This is a genomic window from Bacteroides ilei (assembly GCF_900128495.1).
Classification (GTDB): Bacteria; Bacteroidota; Bacteroidia; order Bacteroidales; family Bacteroidaceae; genus Phocaeicola; species Phocaeicola ilei.
Window position 1 is genome coordinate 1,099,970 of the sequence record NZ_LT635801.1, and the last position, 20,902, is coordinate 1,120,871.

A 20,902-nucleotide genomic window follows, 5' to 3' on the forward strand; every position below is an offset into this window, starting at 1 on the left:
ATCAAGCCTCCTTTCTCAGTTTTTCAATCTCTGTATAGACACGTCTCAAACTTCCCCCGGTGCGGTTCACTACCTTCACGATATCGGTACTCTCCGGAGCGTTCAGCTTGGCCACCATAGCCGCCTGCGCCTTCAGAAAGATTTCGCGTTCCTTGGCATCGTCCGGGGTAACCTTGCTGTATTTGTCGCCATATCGGGAGAGCATTTCGGTATATCCCACCTTCTTGCATTCGATAGAGCGGTTTATCTTTTCCTTCAGCCCGTCTGCACCCATCATATACCAAGCACAGCAGCGTTCCGTAGCGTTCCAAAGCGCCTTCAACTCCAGGAAGGCTTCATATTGCAGGTCTCCCGCTTCGTCAAGAATAATCAAAGGGGTATCCAACGTTTTCAGATAGAATACCAGGTCATCGTACACGTCCACGTACCGCCCGTTGGTGCTGATACCAAACTCGCGGGCAATATGGCGTATCAGCCGCTGTTTGCTCTTGACCTGTGAACAATCCACGTAGATGGCATTCCGGTGCGTTTTGACATACACGCGAGCGGTGAAGGTCTTCCCGATATTGGCCATGTCGCAAAGGATGGCGCTGACACCGCTTTCCTGGCACATGGCCAGCTGCTCTGTGATAAAGATATAGGTCGGGGTTTCCGCGGCCTTCCACACCATCTCCTCGGCCAGCGAAACGTTCAGTCGGCGGGCGATGCATATCCAATTGGTATCGCTCACCTGACGGTCAATGTTGCCCTTCTTGATTGAGTTGTACACGCTTCCTGATATGCCCAGCGCTGCTGCGTGCTTGTTGTCGCTTGGATAATTCTCACGATTGGCTTTGATAACCTCGATAATACGCTGTTTGATGTCTCTTGTGATTTCCATATAATTGCTGTTTTAATATCATTAGAATACTATTAAAGGGACTTTCTGCCGCTCCCCTTGAACTGGCTTACATCATAGTTCAGATAATCGATTTCCTCGCTTTCGTTTTGTTCTACCGGCTTGGCCACCGCCTCCCTTATCTGTTCTGCTGCCTTTTTCTTCATTGTCACAACCGGCTTGATAGCCTCGCGTTTCATCATGGCGTCAAACTTGCTGATTAACTTGTTTTGCTCTGTCATGATTCTTTCGTCCTCATCGGTACGCTCGGCCAATGCCTCGTTGTATGTACCTACATCCTTCAACCGGTCTATCAGGTTGCCGTTCTGATAAATGTAGATATCGCCTATTTCGCCGTTATCGTCTGGCAGGAAGTAGGCATCCACCTTCAGGTTGTTAGGTTCCAACCGGTCGAGCACCTCCGGACTGCTCAGCCAATAGTCTTTATACTGGATCCGACAATAACTGTTACGCCGGATACTGGTGCTAACCTGTTCCCCGATAAATCGGTAAAGCATGGCTTTGTCGAGTGGTTGCAGGTTCGGATTCATATTGCCTACCAGCACTTGCCAGCGTGTCATTCCCGGGTATTTTTTCTGGTTGGGATGCGGCGAATTATTGAATTCCCTCACGTCCATCATATCTTCCGTTATGAGCTGCTCCCAGGTGTAGTACTCTTGATCCTCATAAGTATCGTTCAGTTCGTCGCTTATTTTCTTGCTTTCGGTCCGATACTTTTCATTCCGAGCATAAAATCTACCGATGCCGAGGTGGTTCCGGTGCTCAACGCTCTTTTTCTTTGCACCGTTAAAATGTTCCGCACGCTTTTCCTGCGAGTTCAGAGGAGCGCAAAAACGCACAAATGGAAATACGACTCCAGCCTTCAGAAAACCTTCCTTCCATTGGCTCATCAAGTGGTTTTCCACCTCCACCTGCGCCGGAATGCCCCAGCCGTTCCGCTCGATCAGCCGGAACATGCTCCGGAACATATCCACTACCAGGTCAACATTTTTATTCCGGTTGTAGGCAAATCCGACAACGCACTGACTTGCCACGTCATAGGCGTAATACGCTTTGGGGCGTGCCTTTGTATCCTTCAACTTACGCGGAAGGTCCCGGTCGTCAAACGAAATCTTACTGAACGAAAACTCCGGTGCATGGCGATGCACATGAGGGCGCTGGCTATGCATGAAGGTGCTCCAGCTCATTTGTGATTTGTTTATCAAAGCCTGATTCTTGGGTTGGTTCAATATGTTATTGATGGTCGATTTGCTCAGCTCCAAAGGCTTTCCGTTCTTATCAAGGAAATCCGTAGGGTTATATATTTCGCCCGTCTGCGGATCTATCACCTCCAGCTTCCCGTTGACAAAGTCCGAATACATACACCAGACATCACTGTTCCAGGGTTTGTTGGGCATGATTGCCAAGGAAAGAACAAGCCGCTCAATATTCACATTAACCTTTCTGGTATTCTGGTTGCCGAACTTGCCGCTGATGAGGGATGCGTAGCCTTTCGCCTGGAAGTCCATCACTTTTTTCTTGAAACGGCTTACCGATGTCGGCAGGGTGTGGCCAAACTCTTTCTGATAGAAACTGATTGCACCGCTCATTTCTTCCCACATTACGCGGCTTCCCTGCATCACGGCCCGCTTCATCCGTACATCGTTCAGCAAGCGGATAACCGCTTTGATTGCCGATGCGTTCAACGTATATTCCTTTTGCTGTTCCGGCTCCAGCGGCTTCCCTGAGGGCAGGCGGTAAAGAGAATACCAGCTTTGTGCCTCGGGATCAACTTCCCAGTGAGAGCCAAACCAGTTTCTAAGCATTTCTGTTTCCATATTACCATATTTTTGAGTCACCAATTCTTTATATTTCTCCGGCAGGCTTTCCACGGATACCAAGGCAGACACGCCACGTCCGATACCTTTGCGCACAACCTTTACCTTTTTCCGGTGTATAAGCTGTTTGTAACAGCTTTCACTCATGATCGGGGCAAGCTCTTCACGTGACAGCATCGATGGATGCATTCCATTCAACTGTCGGGATTTGCTGTAATCCGCTATCCCATTCGGGCGAACAACCGGGCGATCGTCGCGCGTCAAGTCGGCCATTGAAATACATAATATCTTCCCGTAGTATTCCATACAGACCTCCTTTACAGTGCGGATATCCAGTCCTGAATACCTTTGATGTCGCTGACCATTATGTTCTCCCAGCGTCTTACGCATTCGCCATCAACAAAGGCATCGCAGTTGCCGTTTTTCTTGTTGACTTCGAGCATGGCACCGTTAGGAAAATACTGGCGCATATAGTCGTCATGGTCATGAAATGTTTCAAAGTCATTTTCTGCGGAAATGATATAACCGCCACGCTTTGTAGCGAGGGTACGGATACGTTTGGCGAGGTCTGTGTCGCTCTGGAATGCCAAAGCCTTAAACACCATCCGTTCGGTTACGCCGAAAGCCTTTGCAATAAACGCGCGGTTCTCTTTAGTTACTGTTATTCTCTTGTTCATCTTTATTTCTGTTTTGCTGTTAATAATCTGTTTTTAAATACTTCCGCTATTCTCCCGAACCACGGAAGTTTTGCTACCTTTGTAGCATGTCAAACCAAAAAATTGTATCGTTTATGAAAACTAATAAGAAGTCCCCAAGAAGGTGGAGATTAAACTATGTCATTACATATCTGGATTCCGACAAAGCAGATGGGTTCCGACATTTTGTTCATGACATTTTAATCTCTGTAGCAACACTTCGCAAAATTGACTACGCGATAGAGGTCGGGTCTTCAATAGCTGACGAAATGCGCCATAGTAGTCGTAAAGACCTGCAAGGCGTTGTTGCTGACATGTTCTATTTCCGCTCTTCACCGGATTCGACGTCCTCGATAACGGAATTTCGCTCAATAATCGGCAACTTGTTTCGCGGTTATGATGTCTTTTGGTTTGCGGATTGCTTTGATGTTCATTGCCTGCTACAGAAATGTCTGAAAGAGTATCCTTTCCCTGAAAAGTTTTATCGCCCTTTATCGTATCCGTATGTGGAAGTCCATAACGGGAAAGAAATAACTCTTTGTGTGACTGCGGAAGGTCTCGAAAACTTATTAATCGAGGATTCTGATCCGTCTTTGAATTAGAGAAGGCTGAACTTGTACTTGTACAATTTACTATATGTCCGGATTTTAATTCGGATTGATTTTTTATTGCCTTTTCCATTGTATTCATTATCTAAGTTCAACGATAATCACTTCGTCATCAAACATTCTGACCAACTCCGCTTTGAAATAGGCCATCGTACACTCGTTGCTGAATACGGCTATAAACGTTACGTTGTCCACCATGTAAGCAAAGATGGCTGATTCATACTTGAACTGATCCAAAAATCCCTCGACCTTCGACCAGTCGTGAAAACTCACTGAAACTCTAATTGCTTTCATACGTTTTATCTTTTTAATGTCTCGTGGGCAATCCCGGACTCGAACCGGGGACAATGGCTTCTATGGGTAAGTTTCGCCTGTTCTACCGACTGAACTAATCGCCCGCCCGTCTTTCCGGGCTGCCAGTTATCCGGCAATCTCCTTGCCTTAGTTCTTTTAAGTTTTACTTCTAATATTCGTGAATCTCGGCCCTTTTTATTATATTTGGCCGCTGTTCATCACTGAACACGGTGCAAATATATAGAATTATTTCAATATATCAAACTAAATATGGAAAATATTCAATCAGAAGGTAATAATTTCATTGAAAGACTTCAATATTTTATGGAAAAGAAAGGCATAAATGACAATCAAATGACTGTTAATGCAGGTCTTTCAGTCGGACTTATTGGTAAAGCTAAGGTATCTGGTAAAGGTATGAGTTCTATAAATATTGAAAAAGTTCTATTGGCCTATCCGGAATTATCTGCCGACTGGCTATTGACAGGAAAGGGATCGATGTTGAAAGATGATGGCGGCATACCGAAAGACTTGGTTCGAACAGATCCGGCAAAAGGTGTGAATTATATTGGGGCCACTGCGCCAACTGGTACTGGTTCCTATGGTACTGCTGAGGATAAAACAGAGGAAACAACTGCCAGAATTGCTACCCAACCAGGTGAGGGCATCCCCTTGATACCTTTTGAAGCGATGGCCGGTGCACTCACATGTGAACAAACGGTATTGGAATACGAATGTGAGCGCTATGTTGTACCTATGTTCAAAGGGGCAGACTTCCTTATCCCGGTAAAAGGATCATCTATGTACCCGAAGTACAGTTCCGGTGACATCGTAGCCTGCCAGCGCGTATCGATGAGCGACCTGTTCTTCCAGTGGAACAAAGTGTATGTAATTGACACCAATCAGGGGGCACTAATCAAACGCATCAAACCGGGAAGCGACCAAGAACATGTATTGATAGTATCAGACAATGAGAAATACGACCCATTCGAATTGCCACTCGCTGCCATCCACGCGGTCGCACTCGTTATCGGCGTAATACGACTCGAATAGCACTCAAACGCCCCACGCACGCGTATTTTACACCTTAAAAGGCTATTATGCTACATAATACGTTGATTGATAGATGTGTATGTAATATTTAGGTATGATTATATATCGTTTGTAAGTGGCTTTTTCTACCCGTTTAAACGGCTTTTTCTGCCAAAAGGGGCATTTATTTTACATTTTGTATATTTGTACGAGGTCTGAAAGCATGGTTTTTGTAACCCTTTTGTAACCCTTTTAACATTTATAATGTAACCCTTATACGTAACCCTTTTTGTAACCCATTACGCACAAAAAAAGCCGCTGAAACGCTCCGGGAAGTAAGCGAAACAGCGGCTAAACAGCTATATAACAGCAATTTATATAGTACTACGAATAAGATGGGAGACAACAATCCGAGCGCGCTTGGTCATCCGGATGCTTCCGTCCTCCATTTTGGCGTGCAAAAGGGTGCTTTTCTTGATGCCGATACGGTCTTCATCCAACGTATCAAACACGGCAGAAAGGCTACCGAAATAGAAGTCTTTCTTCTCAAAAATCAAATGAACATGTACTACCTTAATCTGTCCCATATCGCACTTTTTCTACTGCAAATATACCAAATAACGCTTATATGGAAGAATTTACACCAAATTATTTTCAATCATGCCCTAAATTTGCACTCAAAATAAGAGCCGCCAGAACAGACGTCATTATGGCGCGTTCTAACGGCTTTATAAAGCTATTCCAATAAAGATAACGGGAGTAAAGCCAAAAGGCAACAGAGGCAAAGAAAACGGCCTCATTTAGCCTTCTACGTGTAAACCCGGAGTAAGCCAAAAGTAAACTTCGTTTTGAAAGGCCGTCCGATGTCAATCTCCTGTAACGTGCTAATCCATAACTTGTTGCAGTCACTTTTCACCCAACCTCATTTTAACGCTTCGTTCTGTGCCCTATACAAAATGTCATTTCTCTGGCCGTATGGATGTATTTTTTAGTCTCTTTATAAAAAAAGAGAAAATCATTTGTCATAAAATAAATAGATTTTGTATTTTCGTAACCAATACTGATTTTTAAAATTTAATATCGTGAAAAACAATTTGTATTTGGTTAGTTTAGTCCTTGTGGCTATTTTAGGCGGTCTGCTGTTCGGTTATGATACCGCTGTCATTTCTGGAGCTGAGAAAGGGTTGGAAGCATTTTTCCTTACTGCAACAGATTTTCATTATGATAAAGTGATTCATGGAATAACTTCCTCGAGCGCATTGATCGGTTGTGTTGTCGGTGGAGCCATTTCGGGTGTTTGCGCTTCCCGCTTGGGACGAAGAAACTCCTTACGTCTGGCTTCTGTCCTGTTCTTTCTCTCGGCGTTAGGTTCTTATTATCCCGAGTTCCTGTTCTTTGATTACGGTAAGGCGGATCTAAATCTGCTTATCGCCTTCAACCTGTACCGTGTGTTGGGGGGTGTCGGTGTAGGTCTGGCATCTGCTGTGTGTCCGATGTATATTGCCGAGATTGCTCCGTCGGAAATACGCGGTAAGCTGGTTTCCTGTAACCAGTTTGCCATCATATTCGGTATGCTGGTGGTTTATTTTGTGAACTATCTGATCAAGGGCGACCATTTGAACCCGGTTATCCTGCAGGATCCTGCAACCGGTATCTATTCTGTCAGTGCCGATTCTGACATGTGGAGTGTATATACCGGATGGAGATACATGTTCGGTTCGGAAGCGGTTCCTGCCGCCGTGTTCGGTTTCTTGCTTCTGTTTGTTCCGAAAACTCCCCGTTATCTGATTATGGAAGGTAATGATACCAAAGCATTGCAGGTTCTGGAAAAGATTAACGGTGTGCAGCGTGCCAAACAGATCTTTTCTGAAATCAAGGCAGTTACTACCGAGAAGACTGAAAAACTGTTTACCTACGGTGTTGCCGTAATTGTAATAGGTATATTGCTTTCTGTATTCCAGCAGGCCATCGGTATCAATGCCGTATTGTATTATGCTCCCCGTATTTTTGAAAGTATCGGTGGTGGCGGTGACGGTATGATGCAGACCGTTATCATGGGTGTTGTGAATATTACGTTTACACTGGTGGCTATCTTTACGGTTGAAAAGATGGGACGTAAGCCGTTGCTGATTATCGGTTCTATCGGTATGGCTATCGGTGCTTTCGGCGTTGCAGCGTGCGACCAGTTCCAGATCAGCGGAATGACTGCCATTGTTTGTATCATTGTCTATTCGGCAGCTTTCATGATGTCATGGGGACCGATTACCTGGGTGCTGATTGCTGAAATCTTCCCGAATATGATCCGTGGTAAAGCTGTAGCTATTGCAGTTGCTTTCCAGTGGATATTCAACTATCTGGTATCCTCTACATTCCCTGCATTGTATGATTTCAGTCCGTTCTTCTCATATTCACTGTACGGTATCATCTGTGTAGTTGCCGCCTTCTTTGTATGGAAGTGGGTGCCCGAAACCAAAGGAAAGACTCTGGAAGATATGAACCAGTTGTGGCTGGATAGAAAGAACAAGAAAAAATAAGTGATGTATTTATTTTGAATATCTGAAAAAAGTGAAGGCTGGAAACCATACGGCTTCCAGCCTTCACTTTTTTATTGTCCGGTAAGGGAGGTAATCCTTATTAGGAAAATCTATCCGCCGGATACCGTTACTCGCATGAATGAGTTTGTATAATAAGATATATAGTTTTTTCTTATTTCAGTCCTGCTTCCGGTTGAGGAAAGCAGGACTGTTGCTTTTATTTTTTTTCAAGGCCGCGCTCATTTCTTTGCAGCATCGGCTTCTTTCAGCATTTCCTTGACGGCGGCTTCCAGTTGTTCGTCTTCTCCTTTCAGGTATTTCTCAGGAGTATTGTAGACCTTGATATCCGGTTCCAGCTGATGGTTTTCCATAAACTGTCCTCTCATGTCCATACAACCTACCTGAGGTATACCGAATACAATGGAAGGATCGATCTGTCTTTCCCACCATACGGCTGTCATGGTCCCGGGAACGGGAGTTCCGATGAGCTTACCTATTTTCAGTTCTTTGTAGACCCATGGGAATCCGTGTGCGTTGCTGTAATTGTCTTCACATACCAGTACACATGACGGTTTGAGCCATTTGTTGAACGGGTCGCTTCCGATATATTGTCCGCGTGGCATGAAACGCTGGTATTCCTTTCCACTCAACAGCGTTGCCAGGTCGTCGTGGAGCCATCCTCCTCCGTTGTGGCGGGTATCTACAATCAGCGCTTCACGGTTACGGTTCTCGTCGGAAAGTACCTCGCTGTAGACGGTACGGAAACTCGGGCTGTCCATTCCCTTTACATGAACGTAGGCGATACGGCCTCCCGACAGCTTGTCGACAAGTTTACGGTTGCGGTCTACCCAGCGTTTGTAGAGAAGTTCGTTCTGTGCTTCGGCGCTGATACCCTTCACGGTGACGTTGAAGCGTTTTCCGTTTTGAGGGTTATAGATGGCCAGCAGGATGTTCTTGCCTATTTTTCCGTCCAATAGCGGGTAATAGTCGGTATCTTTCATTACAGGTTGTCCGTCAATCTTTTCTATGATGCATCCTGGAGTTACATCTGTCTTCTTGACGGCAAACGGTCCCTTGGCTATGATTTCTTCAATCTTCAGTCCGTCGCCTGTATAATGCGGATCAAGGAACACACCCAGGTTGGCTGTCTGTAGAGTGGCACCCTCTGGATAGTAGCGTGCTCCGGTGTGTGAGCCGTTCAGTTCTCCCAGCATTTCGCTCAACATTTCCTGGAAATCGTAGTTGTTGTTGATGTAGGGCAGGAAACGACGGTAATTTTCCTTGTAGGCCTTCCAGTCTACGCCGTGCAGTTCAGAATCGTAGAACTTGTCGTCTACCTGCTGCCATATATGATTGAATATATATTCGCGTTCGGCGTAAGGACGGTAGTTGAATATCGCTTCGAAGTCTACTGGTTTGGATTCTCCTTTTTCGATGTCTATCTTTTTGATGTTCCCGTTGCCGCAGACATACAGGAATTTATCGTCTTTGTCGACTGAAAGAGATCCGTAACCTATTTTCTTTATGGCAATCTGTGTCTTGTCTTCCTTCAGGTCGTGTACCCACAGGTCGTATCCGTCTTCGAAAGAAGCCTGGTAATACAGTTTGTCTCCTTTCTTGGTCAGGACAGCGTCTCCCAGATTAGATGAGTTGATCGTCAGGCGGATGATACGGTCACGGCAATTGTCGAGGTCGAAGGTCAGCGGTTTAACTTCTTCCGACTCTTTTTCGTCGTTTTTCTTTTCCGACTTTTTCTTGTCGGTACTTGTCTTTTCCTTGTTTTCCTTCTCCGCTTCTTCTACCAGTGCCAGTTCTTCCTTACTCAGGCGGAAGCGTTCATAGGCGTCAAGATCAAAGAACATGATATAGATGTCGCTTTCAGCTCCCCAGCTTCCGTGGCTGCGGAATCCGGCCCGGTCACTTTCCCAGATCATGGCTTTTCCGTCGAGTACCCATTTGGCATGCGTGTCATTGTATCCGCTTTCTGTCAGGTTATGGATTTCACCGTTGCCGGAAGCGTTGACCAAGGCTACGTCTTTGTTATGCCATCCTCCGGTTCCGATGTAGTTAGTCAGCAACCAGCGGCTGTCCGGGCTCCATTGGAACCATTGGTCACCGTCACTGTAGGAATATTCGAATTTACCGTCCATGACCGTACGGATGGCTTTGGTCTTCAGGTTGATTACGCGCAGGGTAGTCCGGTTTTCCAGGTAAGCCACTTCTTTTCCGTCCGGGCTGTATTGGGGCTGGAATGAGGTGACAGAAGTGTCGGTCAGTTTTTCTTCTTTGATATTATTGGCATAGGTGAACAGCTTTTCATCCTTGTCGGACAATACTGACTGGTAAATCTGCCACATTCCGTTGCGTTCGGAAGCGTATACGATTCCTCTTCCGTCGGGAGCGAAGTCGATGCTTCTTTCCTGTTCCGGTGTATCAGTAATCTGACGGGTAGTGGTATAGTCGGTCGATGTGACGTAAATGTCGCCTCTGAGGATGAAGGCAATTTCTTTGCCGTTAGGTGAGAGAGCAATTTCTGTAGCTCCCGAACGGCGTATCTGGTGTATCAGGTCCTTGTCACTCTGGTCGGTGAGAATGTTGACAGATACCTTCTGAGGCTGTCCTCCTTCTTTTACCGTGTAGATTTCACCGTTGTAGCCGAAGCAGAGCATTCCGTTCTTTGCGGCACTGAGATAGCGGACAGGGTTCTGGCTGAACCGGGTAATCTGTACATCCTGGCCTCCGTTGACATTGTTTTTATAGACATTGAATGAGCCGTTCTTTTCGCTCAGGTAATAATACGACTGGCCATCGGCTGCCCATACCGGATTTCGGTCTTCACCTGCAAAATCCGACAGTTTACGGTAGGTGCGCTGTCCGTCCTTGTCTTCACACAGCCATATGTCACGGGTAATGGAAGATGTGTGGTGTTTCCGCCACGGGTCTTCATAACCTTTCTGGTCGTGATAAAGGATCCGTTTTCCGTCGGGAGAGAAACAGATGTCTTCCATGGTCAGGGAAGAGAAGAGCTGCGGGCGTCCTCCTTCTGTACTTACTTTATAAAGTTGGGGAAATTGTTTGCTGGGGAATACGAGCGAAGTGGCATCCGGCATCAGGACTGACTGATATATAATATGTGTGTTATCCTTGAAAGCTACGGGTGTTTCATTTCCCGAATTTGTGGTGAGTCGTTTGGGGGTTCCTCCCTGTTTGTCCACTATATAGACATCCATACTGCCTTCACGACTGGAGGCGAAGGCGATCTTTGTCCCGTCGGGGCTCCATACCGGTCGGGTGTCGAATGAGGCGTTGGTTGTCACTTGGGTGGCCTTACCGCCCGTAACGGGGACTGTATAAATGTCTCCTTTATATCCGAAGGCGATGGTGGTTCCATCGGGGGATATGGCACAATGGCTCAGCCATAAGGGAGTGTCTTGTGCATACGTACCTACAGCAGCAAACAGGAGTGCTGCCATCAATGTTTTTTTTCTCATAACTATTGAAAATAAATAAAACCTATTGTTTCTTTTTCCTGTTGAAGAATCCTCTGATTCTTCTGAAAATCTTTATACCTGTCATCAGTCCGTCGTAGGCGGCAATTCCCGCATTGACCTGCTGCATCAGCTGGTCGAACTTGTTTTTGCTTTCCTGTGGGGCGAACAGTTCCCTGCTCAAGTCCTGGATGAGTTCCTTGGATGCTTCCAGTTCGGCTTTCTTGCCTCGGCGGAGCTCCGCGATCGTTTCCAGGGTATAGGATGAGGGAGGGATAGATGTATCTCGTTTATCCATATGTATTATTTTTTGTTGGTATCTTCCAGAAACAGTTTGGCCAGGAATTTGACCATCGGCTGGAAAATGAACCGTTTCCTGTAATAATAGATGATGCCTGCCATCAGAAGTATGATCGCTCCGATAATGGCATAGCTGGCAATAAGGCTTCCCACATAGGCCTCAATGACATAAACCAGCATGAATGAAAAGTAGAACAACGCCATCATGAAAAGAATGACAAGCAGAAGGATCAGTAGGAGGGTCGACAGCAGGATCGTCAGTTTCTCTACCAGGTCGAGTTTCAGGTATTGTCCTTGCAGCTCGAAATATCTTTTTATTTCCTTATATAAGGCAGACAGTGTATCAATGCTTTTATCGTTAGCGAACATAAGTATGCGTTTTTAAATGAAAAAGGCAGACTTTACCCTCCTTGTTTCAGTAAAGTAAAGTCTGCCGCGTCGGATTTATTTTCATTAATCTGCATCTTTAACTTCAGATGCAATCTGATCTACCAGGTCATCCATTTCTTCGCGGTTCAGACGGATACCTTTCTGGCGAAGAAGTTCTGCGATTTTCTTACGGGTATCAGATCCTTTTTCGGGTGCGAATAAAACACCTGCTGCTGCTCCCAATGCCAAACCGCCCAGGAATGCAGCTACAACGTTCAATGCTTTCATAAGTCTACTTGTTTTGATTATTACATTTACAAATATAATTATTTCTATGGAAAATCTAACAATTTTATTTCTAAAAATCGGGATAGAAATTGACTCTGTGTCAATATTAACAGATTTTAATAGGATGGCTTCTTTTATATTGCTATTTTTGCAACTAAATCCTTTAAAAGAAAATAAAGTAATTAACTTAATAATTAAGACAACATGAAAAAAGTGGTTGTATTGGGAATGGGACTGTGCGTTGCATTGGCATTCTCATCTTGTAAATCTAGTGAAAGCGCTTACAAAAAAGCTTACGAAAAGGCAAAACAGCAAGAGCTGGCCGAAGCTTCCAATACGGTGACTGAGGCTCCCGCAGAACAGGCTGTAGCTCCGGTAGAGACTGTGGCTCCTGTGGCTCCCGCTCCGGCAGCACCTGTAAGAGAGGAAAAGGTACAGCTGGTTTCCGGTAATGGCCTGAAGGCTTATAGCGTAGTGTGCGGAAGTTTTGGGGTGAAGGCAAACGCCGACGGACTGAAGTCGCAGATGGATGCCGACGGATATGACGCCAAGGTTGTTTACAATGCCGAAAAGAACATGTACCGTGTCATCGTGGAATCGTTCGATACACGCGATGAGGCTGCCCGTGCAAGAGACGCATTCAAGGCAAAATATCCTAACCGTGAAGATTTCCAGGGTGCATGGTTGCTTTACAACGTATATTGATTGTTGGTTGAAAAGTTATATTTAATAGTTCATATCATAGTAATTTGAAGCGGTGGCTATACAGCCATCGCTTTTTTTTATACCTTTGCGACTGTTTTTTAAGATTGATTGGATATGAGATTGAGATTGGCTGTCGGCATGTCGTTGCTGGCTTTGTCGTCTGTTGCGTTTGCACAGGGAAAAGTGATACCCTTCAAATACGGTAATATGGATACCTGGATAACCCGGAAGATCCACGAATCGGGTATTATCGGAGGTGATACCAAGCTTTTATATGAAATCGGTCCTACCAGGACGATTGACGGTAACATTGCCTATACCAACCAGGGCGGGTCTCCGTGGGGGACATCGAATGTCATGGCGAAGGTCATGGGGATAGTGAAGACAAACGTCAGCGTGTATCCCGAGAGAAGGGGCGACGGCTATTGTGCCCGCCTGGAAACCCATATTGAAAGTGTGAAAGTGCTTGGAGTGGTGAACATAACGGTGCTGGCTTCGGGTTCTATGTTTTTAGGTGACATAAAGGAGCCTATAACCGGAACAAAGGAAGGTGAGGAGGCCCTGAATTCGGGAGTCCGTTTCACCGGTCGTCCGAAGGCTGTACGTTATGACTATAAGGTACAGATGTCGGGACAACCCAACCGTATCCGACAGACGGGATTCAGCCGTAAGAGTGTGGTTCCGGGGCAGGACTGTGCCATCATGACCTGTTTCCTGCAGAAACGTACGGAGGATGCCGACGGGAATATCATCGCCAAGCGTGTGGGTACTGCTGTCGTACGCTACAGCAAGACACAGGGCTGGCAGAATAACGCTACGTACGAAATCAAGTATGGAGATATATCCCACGATGCAGGATATGATGCACAGCTGATGGGGCTTGGAGCAGGGAACTATCACGCCCGGAACAGCAAGGGGGAAAGCAAGCTGATCCAGGAGAACGGATGGGCCTCTCCGGGTGAGACACCTACCCATCTGATCCTGCAGTTCACTTCCAGTCTGGGAGGTGCCTTTGTGGGGTCTCCGGGCAATAAATTGTGGATCGATAATGTGAGTTTGGTATATTAGTGAAAAACATCTTGATGTTTTCAGGAAACACCTTGATGTTTCGGAAAAAAGAATAAGGTCTTTTATCCGAAACATCAAGGCGTTTTTCTTTATCTGATATTTTTAAGTTTTATATATGAATCGTTAACGAATAAATTTGTATTTTTGTCGGCAACTATGAGTAGAATTCTGGCGATAGATTACGGGAAAAAACGTACCGGGATAGCGGTTACGGATCCGTTACAGATTATTGCGAATGGGCTGACTACCGTCCCTACCCATCAGCTGATGGATTTTCTGCTGAACTATGTCCGGCAGGAAACGGTGGAACGTATCGTTATCGGACATCCGAAGCAGATGAACAATGAGGATTCGGAAAACATGAAGAACATCGTTCCTTTCATGAACCGGCTGAAGAAGAAGTTGCCGGATATTCCGGTGGAACTTTTTGACGAACGGTTTACGTCGGTACTGGCACATCAGGCAATGCTGGCAGGGGGATTGAAGAAGAAGGACCGGCAGAACAAGGCCTTGGTCGACGAGATAAGCGCTACCATCATCCTGCAGTCGTATATGGAATCGAAGAAACAATTTTAAAATATTAGAATATAATGATTTTACCTATTTATGTATATGGACAGCCTGTCCTTCGTGAAGAAGCCAAGGATATAACACCCGATTATCCTGATTTGAAACAACTTATCCAGAACATGCATGAAACGATGGACCGTGCCGACGGGGTGGGGTTGGCTGCTCCCCAGGTAGGGCTTCCCATCCGTGTGGTGGTAGTGAACCTGGATGTACTTTCGGACGATATGCCCGAGTTCAAGGGCTTCAGAAAGGCGTATATCAATCCTCATATCATTGAAACAAGTGAGGAACTGGTTTCCATGGAGGAGGGATGCCTGAGCCTGCCGGGGATCCATGAAAGTGTGAAACGTCCGGACAAGATCCATGTGACGTACCTTGACGAGGATATGAATCCGCACGATGAATGGGTGGAAGGATATTTGGCCCGTGTGATGCAACATGAGTTCGACCATCTGGAAGGCGTCATGTTTATCGATCACTTGTCCGGCTTGCGCAAGCAGATGATTAGGGGCAAACTGAACAATATGCTGAAAGGTAAGGCGCGCTGCTCTTACAAGGTGAAGACTGTAAAATGATTCGTAAGCTTTTATACATATTATATATAGGCTTGTTCTTTCCGGTGGCGGTTGCTGCACAGATCAATACAGACAGGGTAATGGCCATCGGAAGGAATGCGCTTTATTTTGAGGATTATGTCCTCTCTATCCAATATTTCAACCAGGTTATCAATGCGAAGCCTTATCTGGCCGAGCCGTATTTTTACCGTGGACTGGCCAAGCTGAACCTCGACGACTATCAGGGAGCGGAGGCCGATTGTACGGAATCGATCGAACGTAATCCGTTTGTTCCGAACACTTATCAGATAAGGGGTATTTCCCGTATCAGCCAGCAGAATTATACAGGGGCGATAGCCGACTATGAAAAGGCTATCAAGCTGGATCCGGAGAATATCAGTCTCTGGCACAATCTGGCATTGTGCCGTATCAGGAACGAGGAATATGCCGAGGCTAGGGCCGACCTGGATACGCTGCTCCGTATTTCTCCCCGCTATATCGACGCTTACCTGATGCGTACGGAAGTGTCGCTGAAACAGAAAGACACGCTTCAGGCCATGTCGGATGCCGACAAGGCTATCGAGATGGACCGCTACAATGCCGATACGTGGTCGTCAAGAGGTATGCTTTTCCTGCAACGCGGCAAGTATAAGGATGCGGAAAGTGACCTGACCGAGGCTATCCGCCTTTCCGTGCGGAACGCCAATACATACATCAACCGTGCGTTGGCACGTTATCATCAGAACAACCTCCGTGGAGCCATGCGCGATTATGATCTGGCTTTGGATATCGACAGGAATAATTTCATCGGACATTATAACCGTGGCCTGCTGCGTGCGCAGGTAGGTGATGACAACCGGGCTATCGAGGATTTCGATTTTGTGTTGAATATAGAGCCGGATAATATGATGGCTACATTCAACCGGGGTCTGTTGCGTGACAAGACGGGTGATTACCGGGGGGCCATCGAAGATTATACGAAGGTCATCGATGAGTATCCGAACTTCCTGGCGGGCTACCAGTACCGCGCTAAGGCACGCCGTAGGGTGGGTGACCTGAAGGGAGCCGATGCGGACGAGTTCAAGATTCTGAAGGCGCAGCTGGACAGCCAGAACGGGAAGTCGCAACATCAGCAGACCGCTTCGGCCGACAAGACCCGCAAGAAGTCGGACAAGAATATGAACAACTACCGCAAGATTGTGGTGGCTGACACTGATGAAAACGAGCCTAAATACAAAAACGACTACCGTGGCAAGGTACAGGACAAGAACGTGACCATCCTGCCGCAGCCGATGTTTGTGCTGAGCTATTACGAGCGGCAGGAAGAGATCAAGCGCCAGATCAACTATTATAAGTCGATTGACGACCTGAACAACCGGAAGGTGCTGCCGCAGCCGCTGCTCATCACGAACAATGAGGCCTCCTTGACGGAAGATCAGGTGAAACAGCATTTTACGCTGATCGATGAGATGACCGAACGTATCGTAAAGGATCCTACCAATGCCATCAACTATTATGCCCGCGCCATGGAGTTCTATCTGGTACAGGATTTCGACAATGCGTTGAAAGACCTGGATGATGCTGTCGGGTATGATCAGGGTATGTTTGAGGCGTACTTTATGCGTGCGGTAATCCATTACAAACAGATCGAATACCGCCGTAGGAATACAAGTTATGATATCAGCCTTTCTGAAGACAAGCAGCCGGCTGTGCGGAACAACGACTATGCAATGGTTTGCCGTGACCTGGATGAAGTTACTCGTCTGGCTCCTGATTTTGTCTATGCTTATTACAACCGTGCCAATGTGTTGGCGGCCATGAAGGATTATCGTGGCGCGATAGCCGACTACAACAAGGCGATCGAGCTGGATCCCCGTTTTTCGGATGCCTATTTCAACCGAGGACTGACGCACGTCTTTCTGGGTAATAACCGGCAGGGGATACAGGATTTGAGCAAGGCTGGCGAACTGGGTATCTTTTCGGCCTACAATATCATAAAACGGTTTACGTCGGCTCCCGAGGAATAGGAAAGCAGACGATAAAGTGAAAAACAATCATTTTCACAGAAAAGTTACGCAGATAAAGAAAGATTTATATAATTTTGCGATTCAATAATGGATAAACACTTAAGAATATGATTAAGATAACTTTTCCTGATGGCTCTGTTCGTGAGTATAACGAAGGAGTTACTGGTCTGCAGATTGCAGAAAGCATCAGTCCCCGTCTGGCACAAGAAGTCTTGGCTTGCGGAGTGAACGGTGAAACGATCGATTTGACTCGTCCTATTAACGAAGATGCGAACTTTGTATTGTATAAGTGGGAAGACGAGCAAGGTAAACATGCATTCTGGCATACAAGTGCTCACTTGTTGGCAGAAGCTTTGCAGGAACTTTATCCGGGCATCCAGTTCGGTATCGGTCCGGCTATTGAAAACGGTTTCTACTATGACGTTGATCCGGGTGATACTGTCATAAAAGAAAATGATCTGCCTGCCATTGAACAGAAGATGCAGGAACTGGCTGCCAAGAAAGAAGAACTGGTACGCCGTAGCATTTCCAAGGAGGATGCATTGAAGATGTTCGGTGAAAGAGGTGAAACTTACAAGTGTGAGCTGATTTCCGAACTGGAAGACGGCCACATCACTACATATACACAAGGTGCATTTACCGATTTGTGCCGCGGTCCGCACTTGCCGTCTACCGCTCCTATCAAGGCTATCAAGCTGTTGTCGGTAGCGGGAGCCTATTGGAGAGGCCAGGAAGACCGCAAGCAGATGACACGTATCTACGGTATCACATTCCCGAAAAAGAAAATGCTGGATGAATATCTGGTAATGCTGGAAGAAGCCAAGAAACGTGACCACCGCAAGATCGGTAAGGAAATGGAACTGTTCATGTTCTCGGATACGGTAGGTAAAGGTCTGCCTATTTGGTTGCCGAAGGGTACTGCACTGCGTCTGCGCCTGCAGGATTTCCTGCGTCGTATCCAGTCTCGTTATGACTATCAGGAAGTGATGTGTCCGCCTATCGGCAACAAGCTGCTGTATGTAACTTCCGGACACTATGCCAAATACGGCAAGGATTCATTCCAACCTATCCATACACCGGAAGAAGGGGAAGAATATTTCCTGAAACCGATGAACTGTCCTCACCACTGTATGATCTACAAGAACTCTCCGCGTTCATACCGTGACCTGCCGTTGCGTATCGCCGAATTCGGTACAGTATGCCGTTACGAGCAGAGCGGTGAGCTGCACGGACTGACCCGTGTACGTAGCTTTACACAGGATGACGCCCACCTGTTCTGTCGTCCGGACCAGGTCAAGGAAGAGTTCCTGCGGGTAATGGATATCATTTCGGTGGTATTCCGTGCAATGGGTCTGGAAAACTTTGAGGCGCAGATTTCTTTGCGTGATAAGGAAAACCGTGAGAAATACATCGGTAGCGACGAAAACTGGGAACGCGCCGAACGTGCTATCGTTGAAGCGTGTGAGGAGAAAGGACTGAAGGCCAAGGTAGAATACGGCGAAGCTGCTTTCTATGGTCCTAAACTGGACTTCATGGTGAAAGATGCCATCGGACGCCGTTGGCAGCTGGGTACAATCCAGGTTGACTACAACCTGCCGGAACGTTTCCAACTGGAATACATGGGTGCCGATAACCAGAAACATCGTCCGGTTATGATCCACCGTGCTCCGTTCGGTTCCATGGAACGTTTTGTCGCTGTATTGATCGAACATACAGCCGGTAAGTTCCCGTTGTGGTTGACTCCGGACCAGGTGGCTATCCTGCCTATCTCGGAGAAGTTCAACGACTATGCGAACGAGGTCCGCATGGAACTGAAGAAATACGATATCCGTGCACTGGTAGACGACCGTAACGAAAAGATCGGACGTAAGATCCGTGACAATGAAATGAAACGTATCCCTTATATGCTGGTTGTAGGTGAAAAAGAAGCCGCAAACGGCGAGGTTGCAGTCCGTAAACAAGGGGAAGGCGACCAGGGAACCATGAAAATAGCTGATTTTGCAAAAAATATTGCAGAAGAAGTTCATAATATGATAAATAAATGGTAACTTTGCATCCGTTTTCCGGCGTTGTAGTATCGGCGGCCGGAAAACGCTTGAAAAGAATTCGGATAATTTATAAATTTTAAAAGGCAAACAAGGAATAGAAAACTTTAATGAAGAATGACAATTTAAAAGGGCAACACCGGATCAATGAACAGATCCGTGCCAAGGAAGTTCGTATAGTAGGAGATGATATTGAATCGGCAGTATATCCGATAGCCCAGGCTTTGAAGATGGCTGAGGAGCATGATGCTGATTTGGTCGAAATTTCACCTAACGCTGTTCCTCCTGTTTGTAGAATTATAGATTATTCTAAATTCCTTTATCAGCTGAAGAAACGTGCCAAGGAGCAGAAAGCGAAACAGGTGAAAGTCAATGTGAAGGAAATCCGTTTCGGGCCTCAGACTGACGAGCACGACTATAATTTCAAGCTGAAACATGCTATCGGTTTCTTGCAGGATGGTGACAAGGTAAAGGCTTACGTTTTCTTTAAGGGACGTTCAATCCTTTTCAAGGAGCAGGGAGAGGTGCTGTTGCTCCGTTTCGCCAATGACCTGGAAGATTATGCAAAGGTAGAACAGATGCCGATTCTTGAAGGTAAGCGGATGACAATTTCCCTTTCACCGAAAAAGGGCGGAGCTGCGAAGAAACAGGCCCCGAAACCTGTTGCTGATCCGGAACCTAAGGCCGATAAGACTGAAGAATGAAAAGTGCGTAATGCGCCGGTATAGTGCATTGCCACCCTTAATAATAATAATTAAAAATTTAACAAGATGCCAAAGATCAAAACTAACTCCGGTTCTAAAAAAAGATTCGCTCTTACCGGAACAGGTAAAATCAAGAGAAAGCACGCTTTTCACAGTCACATTCTGACTAAGAAGACTAAAAAGCAGAAAAGAAACCTTTGCCATATGGGTTTGGTAAATACTGCTAACTTGAATCAGGTTAAGGAACTTCTTTGCATGAAGTAATCTTACAAAAGCGTAAACATCATTTAAATTATTAACCGAATGCATTAGCCTCAAGTCCGGTTGTGAAATATCGGCGCTATCATTCAAAAAAGAATTAAAAACTATGCCAAGATCAGTAAATCACGTTGCTTCCAGAGCAAGAAGAAAGAAAATTTTAGGTTTAACCAGAGGTTATTTTGGTGCAAGAAAGAATGTTTGGACCGTTGCTAAGAATACATGGGAAAAAGGTCTGACATATGCATACCGTGACCGTAAGAATAAGAAACGTAACTTCCGCGCATTGTGGATTCAGCGTATCAACGCTGCTGCCCGTCTGGAAGGTATGTCTTATTCCAAATTGATGGGTGCATTGCACAAAGCAGGTATTGAAATCAACCGTAAAGTTTTGGCTGATTTAGCTGTAAACCATCCTGAAGCATTCAAGGCTGTCGTTGCCAAGGCAAAAGCTGCCTGATCAGGAGATACGGAAAAACTATAAGGAAGCATCACCTTTTATACGGGTGATGCTTTTTTTATACCTGTTCTCCTATATTTTATACCGGATGGTTTCAATTTGTAAATCTGTGAGCTTCCGGGGATTGGTGAAAATAATGAAACAGATGTAATAATGTCGGCATTTCCTTTGTACATTCGGAAGAATAT

21 protein-coding genes and 1 pseudogene are annotated in these 20,902 nt (G+C 46.0%); 12 read left to right on the top strand and 10 right to left on the bottom strand.

All coding sequences use genetic code 11. The annotated features are described in order from the left end of the window. Window position 1: 1 nt before the first annotated feature. The 3 genes from BQ7489_RS04720 to BQ7489_RS04730 are packed head-to-tail and all read right to left on the bottom strand — an operon-like array spanning window position 2 to window position 3,392. A complete protein-coding gene (locus BQ7489_RS04720; RefSeq protein ID WP_072530153.1) occupies window positions 2-880 on the bottom strand; it encodes an AAA family ATPase in 879 nt (292 codons plus the stop codon). 32 nt (window positions 881-912) lie between these two features. Continuing rightward, window positions 913-3,021, bottom strand: coding sequence for a hypothetical protein (locus BQ7489_RS04725; RefSeq protein WP_072530154.1), 2,109 nt, complete (start codon window positions 3,019-3,021; stop codon window positions 913-915). Window positions 3,022-3,032: 11 nt separating this feature from the next. Continuing rightward, a complete protein-coding gene (locus BQ7489_RS04730) occupies window positions 3,033-3,392 on the bottom strand; it encodes a hypothetical protein (RefSeq protein WP_072530155.1) in 360 nt (119 codons plus the stop codon). 113 nt (window positions 3,393-3,505) lie between these two features. On the opposite strand from BQ7489_RS04730, the gene BQ7489_RS04735 reads away from it, so the two are divergent. After that, window positions 3,506-4,012: a hypothetical protein gene (locus BQ7489_RS04735; RefSeq protein ID WP_072530156.1), complete on the top strand. Its 507-nt coding sequence runs from the start codon at window positions 3,506-3,508 to the stop codon at window positions 4,010-4,012. An 87-nt stretch (window positions 4,013-4,099) separates the two neighbouring features. On the opposite strand, the gene BQ7489_RS04740 is transcribed toward BQ7489_RS04735, so the two are convergent. Beyond that, the gene (locus BQ7489_RS04740) at window positions 4,100-4,312 is read right to left on the bottom strand and encodes a hypothetical protein (RefSeq protein ID WP_072530157.1); all 213 of its coding nucleotides are present in this window, start codon (window positions 4,310-4,312) and stop codon (window positions 4,100-4,102) included. Between the two features lie 24 nt (window positions 4,313-4,336). Further along, a pseudogene (locus BQ7489_RS04745) lies at window positions 4,337-4,416 on the bottom strand. A 166-nt stretch (window positions 4,417-4,582) separates the two neighbouring features. On the opposite strand from BQ7489_RS04745, the gene BQ7489_RS17375 reads away from it, so the two are divergent. Next, a complete protein-coding gene (locus BQ7489_RS17375) occupies window positions 4,583-5,365 on the top strand; it encodes a S24 family peptidase (RefSeq protein ID WP_072530158.1) in 783 nt (260 codons plus the stop codon). Between the two features lie 353 nt (window positions 5,366-5,718). Here the strand turns inward: BQ7489_RS17375 and BQ7489_RS04755 are convergent, their stop codons facing one another. Further along, window positions 5,719-5,931 (bottom strand): hypothetical protein, encoded by a 213-nt coding sequence (locus BQ7489_RS04755; RefSeq protein ID WP_072530159.1) that lies wholly within the window; start codon window positions 5,929-5,931, stop codon window positions 5,719-5,721. Between the two features lie 492 nt (window positions 5,932-6,423). On the opposite strand from BQ7489_RS04755, the gene xylE reads away from it, so the two are divergent. Beyond that, on the top strand, window positions 6,424-7,878 hold the full coding sequence (gene xylE, locus BQ7489_RS04760; RefSeq protein WP_072530160.1) for a D-xylose transporter XylE: 1,455 nt from the start codon (window positions 6,424-6,426) through the stop codon (window positions 7,876-7,878). A 239-nt stretch (window positions 7,879-8,117) separates the two neighbouring features. Here the strand turns inward: xylE and BQ7489_RS04765 are convergent, their stop codons facing one another. From BQ7489_RS04765 to BQ7489_RS04780, 4 genes are all read right to left on the bottom strand, one after another. Then, window positions 8,118-11,369: a S41 family peptidase gene (locus tag BQ7489_RS04765; RefSeq protein ID WP_072530161.1), complete on the bottom strand. Its 3,252-nt coding sequence runs from the start codon at window positions 11,367-11,369 to the stop codon at window positions 8,118-8,120. A gap of 22 nt (window positions 11,370-11,391) precedes the next feature. Then, window positions 11,392-11,664: a hypothetical protein gene (locus BQ7489_RS04770; RefSeq protein ID WP_072530162.1), complete on the bottom strand. Its 273-nt coding sequence runs from the start codon at window positions 11,662-11,664 to the stop codon at window positions 11,392-11,394. A gap of 5 nt (window positions 11,665-11,669) precedes the next feature. Beyond that, a complete protein-coding gene (locus BQ7489_RS04775; RefSeq protein WP_072530163.1) occupies window positions 11,670-12,035 on the bottom strand; it encodes a phage holin family protein in 366 nt (121 codons plus the stop codon). Window positions 12,036-12,119: 84 nt separating this feature from the next. Continuing rightward, window positions 12,120-12,323, bottom strand: coding sequence for a YtxH domain-containing protein (locus BQ7489_RS04780; RefSeq protein ID WP_072530164.1), 204 nt, complete (start codon window positions 12,321-12,323; stop codon window positions 12,120-12,122). A 204-nt stretch (window positions 12,324-12,527) separates the two neighbouring features. Between BQ7489_RS04780 and BQ7489_RS04785 the strand changes: the two genes are divergently transcribed. The 9 genes from BQ7489_RS04785 to rplT all read left to right on the top strand — a co-directional run bounded on the left by BQ7489_RS04785 (window position 12,528) and on the right by rplT (window position 20,714). Next, window positions 12,528-13,028 (top strand): SPOR domain-containing protein, encoded by a 501-nt coding sequence (locus BQ7489_RS04785; protein WP_072530165.1) that lies wholly within the window; start codon window positions 12,528-12,530, stop codon window positions 13,026-13,028. 114 nt (window positions 13,029-13,142) lie between these two features. Beyond that, complete coding sequence (locus BQ7489_RS04790) at window positions 13,143-14,096, top strand: PCMD domain-containing protein (protein WP_072530166.1); 954 nt, start codon at window positions 13,143-13,145, stop codon at window positions 14,094-14,096. 156 nt (window positions 14,097-14,252) lie between these two features. Further along, the gene (gene ruvX, locus BQ7489_RS04795; protein ID WP_072530167.1) at window positions 14,253-14,672 is read left to right on the top strand and encodes a Holliday junction resolvase RuvX; all 420 of its coding nucleotides are present in this window, start codon (window positions 14,253-14,255) and stop codon (window positions 14,670-14,672) included. 14 nt (window positions 14,673-14,686) lie between these two features. Beyond that, a complete protein-coding gene (def, locus tag BQ7489_RS04800) occupies window positions 14,687-15,241 on the top strand; it encodes a peptide deformylase (protein ID WP_072530168.1) in 555 nt (184 codons plus the stop codon). After that, window positions 15,238-17,247 (top strand): tetratricopeptide repeat protein, encoded by a 2,010-nt coding sequence (locus BQ7489_RS04805; RefSeq protein WP_072530169.1) that lies wholly within the window; start codon window positions 15,238-15,240, stop codon window positions 17,245-17,247. The genes def and BQ7489_RS04805 overlap by 4 nt, the downstream gene beginning before the upstream one ends. Before the next feature lie 107 nt (window positions 17,248-17,354). Continuing rightward, window positions 17,355-19,295 carry a threonine--tRNA ligase gene (gene thrS, locus BQ7489_RS04810; RefSeq protein WP_072530170.1) on the top strand — a complete coding sequence of 647 codons (1,941 nt, stop codon included), beginning with the start codon at window positions 17,355-17,357 and terminating at the stop codon, window positions 19,293-19,295. Between the two features lie 107 nt (window positions 19,296-19,402). Continuing rightward, entirely contained in the window at window positions 19,403-19,996 is a 594-nt protein-coding gene (infC, locus tag BQ7489_RS04815) for a translation initiation factor IF-3 (protein WP_072530171.1), read from the top strand. A 66-nt stretch (window positions 19,997-20,062) separates the two neighbouring features. Beyond that, window positions 20,063-20,260, top strand: coding sequence for a 50S ribosomal protein L35 (rpmI, locus tag BQ7489_RS04820; protein ID WP_072530172.1), 198 nt, complete (start codon window positions 20,063-20,065; stop codon window positions 20,258-20,260). 103 nt (window positions 20,261-20,363) lie between these two features. Next, window positions 20,364-20,714 (top strand): 50S ribosomal protein L20, encoded by a 351-nt coding sequence (gene rplT, locus BQ7489_RS04825; protein WP_072530173.1) that lies wholly within the window; start codon window positions 20,364-20,366, stop codon window positions 20,712-20,714. Window positions 20,715-20,902 lie beyond the last annotated feature (188 nt).